An 8,251-nucleotide genomic window follows, 5' to 3' on the forward strand; every position below is an offset into this window, starting at 1 on the left:
CCAGCCGCTGCTGTCGCTCGCCCTGGTGTCGATGATGCACGAGGTCCACGCGCACTCCGGCGCGGTGTACCTGCTCCGCCCCGACGCACCGGTCCTGGAGATGGCGGTGCACGCGGGCATGCCCCGGGCGTTCGCGGCGCCGTGGGAGCGGGTGGGGCTGAGCGCCCCGCTGCCGGTGGCGGACGCGGTGTGCGAGCGGCGCCTGGTGTGGGTGGGCGGCGAGGAGGAGATGGCCCGCTGCTACCCGCGCATCGCGGTGGTGCTGCCGTATCCGTTCGCGCTGGCCGCGCTGCCCGTGGCGACGGAGCGGCAGGTGTACGGGGCGGTGTTCGTGACCTGGCCCGGCGGGCATCCGGCGGAGCTGGCCGACGCCGAACGCGACCGTCTGTGGGCGGCCTGCGAGCGGCTGGCGCTGCGGCTGGAACGGTCGGCGGCATGGCCCCGGCCGCCGGGCCCGGAGGGGGATGTGCAGACGTCGGCGGTGGCCGGGGCCGCGACCGTGGCGGAGACGCTGGGCTCGGTCGAGGCGGCGCGGCTGGTGTCCCGGCTGCCGTACGGGCTGATGTCGCTGGATCTGCACGGCCGGATCGGCTTCGTGAACCCGGCCGCCGCCGAACTGCTCGGCCGGCCGGCCGGGGAACTGCTGGGCACGCCCCTGTGGGCGTCGGTGCCCTGGCTGAACGACCCGATGTACGAGGACCGCTACCGGGCGGCGCTGCTCAGCCAGCAGATGGCGTCGTTCGTGGCGCTGCGCCCGCCCGGGGACTGGCTGTGGTTCCGGCTGTACCCGGGCACGACCGGGCTGAGCGTGCGCGTCAGCCGGGCCCGCTCGGTGACGGACGCCCCGCACGGGGCCCGGCCCTCCGGCCCGGGCCCGTCCAGGCTGATGACGATCTCCCAGGTGCTGAGCCTGGCGGGCGCGCTGACCGAGGCGGTGGGGGTGCGGGACGTGGTGCAGCTGGTCTGGGACGAGGTGGCCCCCGCCGTCGGCAGCCAGGCGATGGCGATCCTCGGGTCGCACGGCGGGCGGCTGCACGTGCTCGGGCACCGCGGCTACCAGGACCCGCACATCGTGGAGCGGTTCGAGGGGCTGCCGCTGGCCGAGCGGACCCCGGGCACGCAGGTGCTCAACACCGGCGTGCCGGCCTTCTTCGACTCCCGGGCGCACCTGGAGCGGCTGTATCCGAGCCGGCACGAGACCCCGGACGGCTTCGCGGCCTGGGCGTATCTGCCGCTGATCGCGTCCGGCCGGCCGGTGGGCACCTGTGTGCTGGCCTACGCCGAGCCGCATGTGTTCCCCGCCGACGAACGGGCGGTGCTGACCTCGCTCGGCGGGCTGATCGCGCAGGCCCTGGAGCGGGCCCGGCTCTACGACGCGAAGCACAGCCTGGCGCACGGCCTCCAGCAGGCGCTGCTGCCGCACTCGCTGGCGCCGCTGCCCGGCATCGAGGCGGCGGCCCGCTATCTGCCCGCCACCCACGGCATGGAGATCGGCGGCGACTTCTACGACCTGGTGCTGGCCCGGCCGCTGGCGGCGGCGGTGATCGGGGACGTCCAGGGGCACAACGTGACCGCGGCGGGTCTGATGGGGCAGATCCGCACCGGCGTGCGGGCGTACACCACGGTGGGGCAGGCCCCGCACGAGGTGATCAGCAGCACCAACCGGCTGCTGATCGACCTCGGCGCCGAGCTGTTCGCCAGTTGTCTGTATCTGCGGCTGGATCCGGCGCACGGGCGGGCCGTGATGGCGCGGGCGGGCCATCCGCCGCCGCTGCTGCGCCGGCCGGACGGAAAGGTACGGGTGCTGGACCTGGCCGGGGGCCCGCTGCTCGGCATCGACGCCTCGGCCGTGTATCCCACGACCGAGGTGTCCCTGGCCCCGGGCTCGGTCCTCGTCCTGTACACCGACGGGCTGGTGGAGTCCCCCGGCGTCGACATCGAGGACGCGCTGGCGGACCTCGGCGGGCTGCTCGCGGACGTCGGCGACCAGCCGCTCGAGAGCCTGGCGGACGAGGTGATCCGGCACAGCGTGGCGGCGCGGGAACGGGCGGACGACGTGGCGGTCCTGCTGCTCAGGGCCCGCGACGACGGCTGAACGTCGGCCGGGACCCGGCCACCGACGGGGCTTTCCCACCGGACGACGAGATCCCTCCGACGGTCCGGGTCCGGCCCTCCCGCCGGAGGGCCGGACCGCTCCCCGCCGGCTGGAACCGAGGGGGGCCGGCCGGGGAGTCCAAGGGTGCCGGTCCGCTCAGCGCGTACCGGTGAGGGCCGGAGTCCCGTCATCACCGGCACCGGAACGGGAACCGGAAGCGGAACCGGAACCGGACTGATCCTCCGCTCCGCCCGCTCCGCCGCCGAGGGTCGCCCCCGTGGCCCGGAGGGCGGCGGTGACCGGCTGGAAGAAGGTCTCGCCGCCTCCGGTGCAGTCGCCGCTGCCGCCGGAGGTGAGGCCGAGGGCTTCGCCGGCCTGGGTGAACAGGGGCCCGCCGCTGTCGCCGGGCTCGGCGCACACGTCCGTCTGGATCAGGCCGGTGACGGTGTCCACACCGTTCGGGTCGGTCTCGCTCCGGAAGTTGACGGTGGCGTCCAGCCCGGTCACCCGGCCGTCGTGCAGCCCGGTGGTGGAACCCATCCGGAACACGGCCTGGCCGACGGTGGCCTCGGCGGCCCGGCTGATGGTCACGGTCCGGCCGTCGCCGGTGTCGACCTCGCCGGGCGCCCGGGTGCCCGGGTCGTCGTACTTGACGAGGGAGAAGTCGCCCTGGCCGGGAAAGGTCGCCTGGTCGACGGTGGCTGTCGGCCCGCCGGTCTCCGTGTCGGACCACCTCTGGGCGGCGACCCCGCAGTGACCGGCCGTCAGGAAGGCGGGGCTGCCGTCGGCGGCGGTGACGTTGAAGCCGAGGGAGCAGCGCACGCCGCCGCCCCGGACCCGGGAGAAGACGGCGTCGCCGCCCGAGGCGAACGTCTTGAACGTGCCGGCGGACTTCTTCAGGGTCGCCATGCCGGGGCCGAGTCCGCGCACGGCCGACCGGAGCCTGTCCCACCGGGCGCCGGTCACCGTGGAGTCGGCGGTGACGAGGACCTTGTCGGTGCGCGGGTCGACGGCCCAGGAGGTGCCCGGGATGGCCGCCCCGGCCTTCAGCGTCCGGGCGGCGGCCCCGAGTTCGGCGGCGCTGTGGGCCACCTGCCGGACGACCGCGCCGGCCTTCTCGGCCCGGACGATGACGTCGTCGTCGCCGCTGACCACGTTGACGACGAGCTGTTGCCGGCCGCTGTCGTAGTAGGAGCCGGCGAAGGCGTCACCGAGGAGCCCCCGCAGCCGGGCGTCGAGGTCCGGCGCGTCCGTGGCCCGCAGGGTCCTCGCGGTACCGGTGGCGCCCGGCGCCCGGCCGTCGTCCCCCGCGTCCTGCGAGGCGTTGGCGTGGGGGAGCAGAAACGCCGCCGCGCCGAGTGCCGCGACACCGCCCACCGCCATCGCGGTCCTGCGCCGGGGCATTCGCTTGTGACTCAACCTTCTCGACCTCCTGGGACGGGGAGCCCGCCGCTCGCGGGCCGTGCGGACCGGAGTGGGTATCGCGGCGCCTGGATGGCCGTAGGTACGCACCGGCGGCGCGGTGTGTTCAATTCCGGTTCCGTGCGGCCGGGGTGGGGTGGTGAACCAGCCACACCCCGCCAACAGTTCGACCAATCACCGTCAGCTACCGAACAGTAACGATCAGCTGTCGGCATCAAGCGGAATTCCCCCTTCAGGGAATCTGCACATCCATTACCCAGGCACCTCACCGGCACCGGGGCTTCTGCACAACCGCGCACCCCGCGGCACGCCTTTGGCGAGAAGTGCCGGATTCGCTCTCCGCCCCGCAAGACACCCGTCGCGGCGATGCCGTGTGGCATGTGAAGGAGTCGCCGACACGGCGTGCGCACGCCTGCACGTATGAACCCCGCCGAAAGCCAATTGCCCAGGTGAGAGCCCTGGTTGATTGGAAGCGCGCCCCGCGTGCGTGCTTTGATCCATCGCACCGCAGAGGTCCGGCGGGCCCCGGAGCCGGGTGCCCGGCGCCCGCGGTCGCGGCCGTCCGTCTGTCCCCAGAGGGGGCCGCTCCCCCCTTGTGAAGTTATCCATACGAAGGGAAGTTCCATCATGAACTCCACCCCCCAGGTCGAGACCGTCGAGATCTCGGACGCCGAGCTGGACAACGTCTCCGGCGGTCTGTCCGTGAACACCCTCAACAGCACCCTGGGCACCGTGAACGAGATCGCCCCCGGCGTGACCGGTCTGGTGAACACGGTCGTCGGCACCGTCGAGGGTGTCACCGGCCTGAACACCGCCCCGATCAACGGCCTGGTCGCCGGTCTCTGATCGCACCCCCGGTGTCACCCGAAGTCCCGGAGCCGTCCTCGGCTCCGGGACTCTCGGACGTTGTGCACCACACGCGTCACCCCATGCGTCACCTCATGCGTCTCCCCCACAGGTGAGGGAAGTTCCGTGCAGTTCCGCCAACAGGCCCTCGCCAAGCTCCAGTCACCGGAGGAGCTGGACCTGCCGGTGCGGCTGGCCCGCCCGCAGGGCTGGCTCGCGCTCGGCGTCACCGTCGTCGTCATGGCCGCCGCCTCCGTGTGGGCGGTGACCGGCTCGGTCGCCTCCACGGTCGGCGCGCCCGCCATCCTCACCCACGGACAGGGCAGTTATCTGCTCCAGAGCCCGGTGGCCGGCCAGGTGACGGCCGTCCTCGCCCGGCAGGGCGAACGGCTCCCCGCGAACGCGCCCGTCCTCAAGGTCCGTACGGAACAAGGCGAGACGGTGGTGCGCACGGTCGCCGCCGGCCGCGTCACCACGCTCGCCGCGTCCATCGGGCAGATCATCCAGACCGGCACCGACGTCGCCGCCGTCGAGAAGGTCGCCCACGCCTCCGACCCGCTGTACGCGACCGTGTACGTGCCCGCCGAGAACGCCGCGGCCATCCCGGCGCACGCCTCCGTCGACCTGACCGTCTCCTCGGTCCCGGCACAGCGGTACGGCGTGCTGCGCGGCACCGTCAAGTCGGTGGACCGCGGCGCGCAGTCGGCCCAGTCGATCGCCGCGTACCTCGGCGACAGCCAGCTCGGCGAGCAGTTCACCCGCAAGGGCCGTCCGGTCGCCGTCCTGGTGGAGCTCGCGAAGTCGCCCTCCACCAAGAGCGGTTACCGCTGGTCCAGCGCCGGCGGACCGCCCTTCCGGCTGGAGTCCATGACCCTCGCCACCGGCTCCGTCCACCTCGCCGACCAGCACCCCGTCGATTGGCTGCTCCCGTGACCACCGCCCAGGAAACCCGTGGCCGCAGACGGGCGGCCCCCGCCAAGCGGCCGGCCCCCAAGTCCCGTACCGGCAGGGTCCGTACGCCCACCGTGCTGCAGATGGAGGCCGTCGAGTGCGGCGCCGCCTCCCTCGCGATGGTCCTCGCCCACTACGGCCGGCACGTCCCGCTGGAGGAGCTGCGCATCGCCTGCGGTGTCTCCCGCGACGGCTCCCGCGCCTCCAACCTGCTGAAGGCGGCCCGCGGTTACGGGCTGACCGCCAAGGGCATGCAGATGGACCTGGCCGCCCTCGCCGAGGTGCGGGCCCCGGCCATCCTCTTCTGGGAGTTCAACCACTACGTCGTCTACGACGGCATGGGCCGCCGCCTCGGCCGGCGCGGGGTGTACGTCAACGACCCCGCCAAGGGCCGCCGTTTCGTGCCCATGGAGGAGTTCGACGGCAGCTTCACCGGAGTCGTCCTCGTGCTGGAGCCCGGCGAGGGCTTCACCCGGGGCGGGCACCGCTCCGGAGTGCTCGGCGCGATGCCGGCCCGGCTGCGCGGCACCGCCGGCACCCTCCCGGCGGCGGTGCTGGCGAGCCTGCTGCTGGTCGCGGTCGGCGCGGCCGTGCCCGCGCTCAGCCGCACCTACATCGACACGTTCCTCATCGGCGGGCAGACCTCGCTGCTGGGCGTGCTGTTCACCTCGATGGCCGCCTGTGTGCTGCTGACACTGGTGCTGACCTGGCTCCAGCAGGCCAACCTGCTGCACGGCCGGATCATCTCCTCCACCCTCTCCAGCGCCCGGTTCCTGCGCCATCTGCTGCGGCTGCCGGTGACGTTCTTCGCCCAGCGCTCCCCCGCCGACCTGGTGCAGCGCCTGCAGTCCAACGACCAGGTCGCCGAGACCCTGGCCCGCGACCTCGCGGCGGCCGGCGTGGACGCGATCGTGGTCGTGCTGTACGCGGTCCTGCTGTACACCTACGATCCGCAGCTGACCTTCGTCGGCATCGCCGTGGCGCTGCTGAACGTGGTGGCCATGCGGCTCGTCGTACGGCTGCGCGCGACCCGTACGGCGAAGCTGCGCGCGGACACCGCGCGGCTCACCAACACCTCGTACACCGGTCTTCAGCTGATCGAGACGCTGAAGGCGACCGGCGGCGAGGACGGCTACTTCCGCAAGTGGGCCGGGCAGCACGCCACCACGCTGGAGGAGCAGCAGCGGCTCGGCGTGCCGAGCGCCTGGCTGGGCGTGGTCGCGCCGACGCTCGCCACCTTCAACAGCGCGCTCATCCTGTGGATCGGCGGACTGCGCGCGGTGGAGGGGCACATCTCGGTCGGGCTGCTGGTCGCCTTCCAGGCGCTGGTCGCCCGCTTCACGGCGCCGCTGACCCGGCTCAACGGCGTGGCGGGCCGCATCCAGGACTTCGCGGCCGACGTGGCCCGGCTGAAGGACGTGGAGAACTTCCGGACCGACCCGCTCTACGCCCGCCCCGGCGGGGACTCCGCCCGGCGGCTGCACGGCCATGTGGAGCTGGAGAACATCACCTTCGGCTACAGCCCGCTGGACCGGCCGCTGCTGACCGGCTTCGACCTGACCGTGGGCCCCGGGCGGCAGGTGGCGCTGGTCGGCGGCTCGGGCAGCGGCAAGTCCACGGTCTCCCGGCTGATCTCGGGCCTGTACACGCCGTGGGACGGGGTGATCCGCATCGACGGCCGCCGGCTGGAGGACATCCCGCGCGGCGCCCTCGCCGCCTCCGTCTCCTTCGTGGACCAGGACGTCTTCCTGTTCGAGGGCTCGGTCCGCGACAACGTGGCCCTGTGGGACCCGTCGATCCCCGACGAGGCGGTGGTGGAGGCGCTGAAGGACGCGGCGCTGTACGACGTGGTGATGCGCCGGCCCGGCGGCATCCACAGCAAGGTGGAGCAGGACGGCCGGAACTTCTCCGGCGGGCAGCGCCAGCGCCTGGAGATCGCGCGGGCGCTGGTGCGCCGGCCGAGCATCCTGGTGCTGGACGAGGTGACCAGCGCGCTGGACGCGGAGACCGAGCTGGTGGTGATGGACAACCTGCGCCGGCGCGGCTGCGCCTGTGTGGTGATCGCGCACCGGCTGAGCACGGTCCGCGACAGCGACGAGATCGTCGTCCTGGAGCACGGCACGGTCGTGGAGCGCGGACGGCACGAGGAGCTGGTGGCGCGCGGCGGCGCGTACGCGGCGCTGGTCAGGGAGCGGTGAGATGACATCCGTGCGGGAAGGCGACCTCGTCCTCGAGGCGCTGGGTGCGCTGGGCACCCGGCTGGACTGCGCCGGCCTGGGCCGGCTGGACCTGGAGGGTCCGCAGGTGCTGTGGCTGGTCGCGGCCGGCGCGCTGGACCTGTTCGCGGTGGACGCCGCCCAGCAGGGCCACTGGCACCACCTCGGCCGGCTGGAGGCGGGCACGCTGCTGCTCGGCCCGGTCACCGGACCCCGGCACACCCTGGTGGCCCGCCCGGTCCGGGACTGTGTGGTGCACCGTGTCGGCCTGCGCGAGCTGTACCAGCCGGCCGGCACCCAGACCTGGTCCTACGACGAGTACGGCACCCCGCAGTACGTGCCGCCGGCCTCCAGCCCGCTGGAGTACGCGGTCGCGCTCGGCGTCGGCCGGGGCCTGTCCGTCCTCTTCCAGGCGCCGCTGGCGGACGAACGCGCCGCCGCGCCCGCCGACGACGACGTGTTCTGGATGCAGGTGCCGCCGGGCAGTGTGCAGTACGGCTCGCTGTACGGCGCCGAGGCCGCGGCCGATCTGCTGATGGACCCGGCGCTGTGGCAGAGCATGGTGGACCAGCAGTACCGGCTGCTGACCGCGCTGGACCGGTGGATCGAGCAGCTGGAACAGGCACACGAGACGCGTACGGCCGCCGGGATCAGGGCCGGTGAGGCGGAGTACGGGCTGTGAGCAGCGCTGCCGCAATCGCCCAGCCGGGCCGGACCAAGG

The 8,251-nt window shown here is 73.5% G+C and carries 5 protein-coding genes and 1 pseudogene; 5 read left to right on the top strand and 1 reads right to left on the bottom strand.

All coding sequences use genetic code 11. The annotated features are described in order from the left end of the window. The coding region (locus H5J33_RS15575; protein ID WP_181795509.1) for a SpoIIE family protein phosphatase at positions 1–2,095 on the top strand (2,095 nt) is incomplete at its 5' end. 156 nt (positions 2,096–2,251) lie between these two features. Here H5J33_RS15575 and H5J33_RS15580 read toward each other — a convergent pair. Next, on the bottom strand, positions 2,252–3,514 hold the full coding sequence (locus H5J33_RS15580; RefSeq protein WP_258565122.1) for a S1 family peptidase: 1,263 nt from the start codon (positions 3,512–3,514) through the stop codon (positions 2,252–2,254). Between the two features lie 630 nt (positions 3,515–4,144). On the opposite strand from H5J33_RS15580, the gene H5J33_RS15585 reads away from it, so the two are divergent. The 4 genes and pseudogenes from H5J33_RS15585 to H5J33_RS15600 form a co-directional block, all read left to right on the top strand. Beyond that, entirely contained in the window at positions 4,145–4,363 is a 219-nt protein-coding gene (locus tag H5J33_RS15585) for a hypothetical protein (protein WP_030607508.1), read from the top strand. A gap of 126 nt (positions 4,364–4,489) precedes the next feature. Continuing rightward, positions 4,490–5,296, top strand: coding sequence for an HlyD family efflux transporter periplasmic adaptor subunit (locus tag H5J33_RS15590; RefSeq protein ID WP_181795510.1), 807 nt, complete (start codon positions 4,490–4,492; stop codon positions 5,294–5,296). Next, positions 5,293–7,512: an NHLP family bacteriocin export ABC transporter peptidase/permease/ATPase subunit gene (locus tag H5J33_RS15595; protein WP_181795511.1), complete on the top strand. Its 2,220-nt coding sequence runs from the start codon at positions 5,293–5,295 to the stop codon at positions 7,510–7,512. Before H5J33_RS15590 ends, H5J33_RS15595 begins: the two co-directional genes overlap by 4 nt. 1 nt (position 7,513) lies before the next feature. Next, positions 7,514–8,251, top strand: a pseudogene (locus H5J33_RS15600) (NHLP bacteriocin export ABC transporter permease/ATPase subunit); the annotation flags it as partial.

Origin of the sequence: Streptomyces sp. WELS2 (genome assembly GCF_013870595.1) — a bacterium.
Classification (GTDB): Bacteria; Actinomycetota; Actinomycetes; order Streptomycetales; family Streptomycetaceae; genus Streptomyces.

What these genes read in the sequence shown, in the direction of transcription:
- H5J33_RS15585 (WP_030607508.1), top strand. Translation starts at nt 4,145, where the DNA reads ATGAACTCCACCCCCCAGGTCGAGACCGTCGAGATCTCGGACGCCGAG.